This window comes from Methanobrevibacter sp. (assembly GCF_045539575.1).
GTDB lineage: Archaea > Methanobacteriota > Methanobacteria > Methanobacteriales > Methanobacteriaceae > Methanocatella.
In genome coordinates, this window is the sequence record NZ_JAZQFM010000051.1 from 1 (window position 1) to 2,842 (window position 2,842).

The window sequence follows — 2,842 nt, forward strand, 5'->3', positions numbered from 1 at the left end:
CTGCAGAATGCATTTGCAACTGCTGCGGTTCTTGTAATTATAGTGATGGTAATTACATTTTTAACCAATTATTTCACACAAAGGTATCAAAACAAAATGATGGGAAATTTATAAAGTTTATGAGGTTTTATTATGTACAGGATTACTGCAAAGCATCTCAACACTTATTTTGGAGATGCTCATATTCTTAAAGATATCAGTTTAAAAGTAACTGAAAACACAGTTATGGCACTTATTGGTCCGTCAGGCTGTGGAAAATCAACTTTTTTAAGGTCAATCAATAGGATGAATGATTTGATAGCTTCATTTAAATTGGAAGGAACACTTCTTTTGGATGGAAATGACATTTATTCTAAAAACATGGATGTGGTGGATTTGAGAAGAAAGGTAGGAATGGTTTTTCAAAAGCCGAATCCCTTTCCCAAATCCATTTTTGAAAACGTGGCATATGGACTTAGAATTCACGGAAATGATGATGAGGATTATATAGCACAGAGAGTTGAAGAAAGTTTAAAATCAGCGGCAATTTGGGATGAGGTAAAAGACAAGCTTGACCAGTCAGCTTTGGGTCTGTCCGGAGGCCAGCAGCAGAGACTATGCATTGCACGTACAATTGCAAATAATCCGGAAGTTATTCTGATGGACGAACCGTGTTCTGCACTGGATCCGATTTCAACATTGAAAATAGAAGACCTGATTCATGAGCTTAAAAAAGATTATACGATTGTTATTGTTACCCATAATATGCAGCAGGCTTCAAGGGTTTCTGATTTCACGTCATTTTTCCTTAATGGTGAGCTGATTGAAAGTGAAAAAACAGAAAAGCTATTTGTAAGTCCGAAGGAGAAAAAAACAGAAGAATACATTACAGGAAGATTTGGATAAGAGGATGTGAAATTATGAGCGAAAAAACACCGGGAATTTCATTTCAAAATAGAATGGACAATATTGTAGATGATTACAGGGAACTTGGAAATCTTGCTATCAGATTAAACGGGGACGTTGTTAAACTGCTTGAAAATTATGATGAATCAGTTCACAAAAGCATATCGGCCGGTTCCAACACATTGGATATCAAAACAATTAACCTCGAAAGGGTCTGCATAAGATTCATGGCTACCGAACAGCCATTGGCTAAGGATTTGCTGTTTATAGAATCTATGCTCAGGGTTATCAGCCACATCAAAAGGGTTGGGCATTTGTGCGCCAAGATTGCCGATTCAATCAGAAATATTCACGAGGTTGCCATTCCCGGAAAGATACTTAATCAGATGGCTTTGATGGGCGAGTATATTGGAGTCATGTTGAAAAAATCATTTTCAGTATTTTTAAATCATGATCTGAACAAGGCCAGAGAGCTTGACAGGGATGACGATAAAATAGATGAACTATACGATTCTATTTTAAATGAAGTTACATCAACAATGATTAATGATGCTGAATTTGCGCCGTATATTATCGATACAATTTTTCTGGCAAGATATATGGAAAGAATAGCCGACAAGGCAGTAAGTATAGGCTCAAGAACAATATTCATGATAACTTTAAAAAGACCTGGAATAGATGAGTGAGGAAATTCGAATAAATATTTGTACTAGTTAAAAAATAACTAGTCATATCTTTGTGGGGAGTCATTAAAATGGGAAGAAGTAATAAAACACTGGAAGAAATTTTAGAGTACATATTTTATCAAAATCCGGCCAATCAGGATGAAATTGCCGATGATTTGAACATAAGCCGCAGATATGTAACTAAACTGTTAAAACCACTGGTCGATGAGGACATTGTCCGCAAAGTTTATGTTGTTAATCTGGAAAAATATGATGAAGTTTACGGAGATTCCAATATCAGCAATAAAAAAATTTCGACAGATTTTTTAATAAAGAATATTTTAAGGACAATGGCACAGCATATAGAAAATCAGCTGGAACTCTCCTTTGAAGCAATCCTTGAAAATGACAAACAGAAAGCCAAAGAAGCTCTTGAACTCGATTTTACAACAAATAACATGTTTGAAAAGATTCGATCATCAGTTGAAACAGTAGTCAATTTGGATCCCCACTCAAAACTTTCCAAAATTCTTCTTTTTAATGAAGTGGCTTATAATTACGAAAGAATAGGTGATTACTGTATCCATCTCAATAAGTTTGTCATCAATGATGATTCTGTAGTTGACGAGAAGATTCTTGACATCCTGAAAAAGATGTATAAATATGCAAAAAAATCTGTTTCCCATGCCAGTGAAGCATTCATTGACGGTAAAGTTGAGTTAAAAGAAGATTTGATGGATACAGAAGAAAAGATGCATAAAATGCAGGATAGGGCAATGAAGGAAATCGCCCTTCAGATGGGTGAGTCCACTTTTGACGACGTTGACCATGCGAATTATTATATTTATCTCACACGAGTAATCAAAGCATTTGAAAGAACTGGGGATATTTCCGTTGAAATAATGGATATTGCAATTGAATTTCACAAAAATATTCCAAGATCTACCGTTCCCCGCTATTTCAGGGAATGATTTATTTTAATTAAATTTAAGGATTAAGTTTACATTTTTCTTGGAAATGTTTTGCTAGTTGAATAATATCAAGTGTCATTTTTGCCACATTAATTATTTATTAATAGAAATGAAACCGATAACTGGTGATAAGAAATGCCAGTTATTAGTTTTGATATAGGTGAATTAACCAAAGAGCAAAAAGAAACTTTAGCAAAAGAATTCAGCGAATCAGCTTCCAGAGTTACCGGACTTCCAATTGAAATGATTTATGTTCTTTTTAATGAAAGGAAATTTGACAATGTCAGTGTTGGAGGAGTTCTTTTAAGCAATCAGGAATAA

General features: G+C 34.6%; 4 protein-coding genes. All 4 read left to right on the top strand.

Annotated features, from left to right (window positions below; translation table 11 throughout):
* The first annotated feature begins 132 nt into the window (after positions 1-132).
* The 4 genes from pstB to dmpI all read left to right on the top strand — a co-directional run bounded on the left by pstB (position 133) and on the right by dmpI (position 2,842).
* The gene (gene pstB / locus ACKI30_RS06270; protein WP_407410841.1) at positions 133-885 is read left to right on the top strand and encodes a phosphate ABC transporter ATP-binding protein PstB; all 753 of its coding nucleotides are present in this window, start codon (positions 133-135) and stop codon (positions 883-885) included.
* A gap of 14 nt (positions 886-899) precedes the next feature.
* Complete coding sequence (gene phoU, locus ACKI30_RS06275) at positions 900-1,571, top strand: phosphate signaling complex protein PhoU (RefSeq protein WP_407410843.1); 672 nt, start codon at positions 900-902, stop codon at positions 1,569-1,571.
* Between the two features lie 68 nt (positions 1,572-1,639).
* Entirely contained in the window at positions 1,640-2,521 is an 882-nt protein-coding gene (locus ACKI30_RS06280) for a PhoU domain-containing protein (protein WP_407410845.1), read from the top strand.
* Positions 2,522-2,656: 135 nt separating this feature from the next.
* Positions 2,657-2,842 carry a 4-oxalocrotonate tautomerase DmpI gene (gene dmpI / locus ACKI30_RS06285; RefSeq protein ID WP_295112606.1) on the top strand — a complete coding sequence of 62 codons (186 nt, stop codon included), beginning with the start codon at positions 2,657-2,659 and terminating at the stop codon, positions 2,840-2,842.

Bases quoted from the DNA above. Each gene is read 5' to 3' on its own strand.
- phoU (WP_407410843.1), top strand. From the start codon at position 900: ATGAGCGAAAAAACACCGGGAATTTCATTTCAAAATAGAATGGACAAT.
- dmpI (WP_295112606.1), top strand. From the start codon at position 2,657: ATGCCAGTTATTAGTTTTGATATAGGTGAATTAACCAAAGAGCAAAAA.
- pstB (WP_407410841.1), top strand. From the start codon at position 133: ATGTACAGGATTACTGCAAAGCATCTCAACACTTATTTTGGAGATGCT.
- ACKI30_RS06280 (WP_407410845.1), top strand. From the start codon at position 1,640: ATGGGAAGAAGTAATAAAACACTGGAAGAAATTTTAGAGTACATATTT.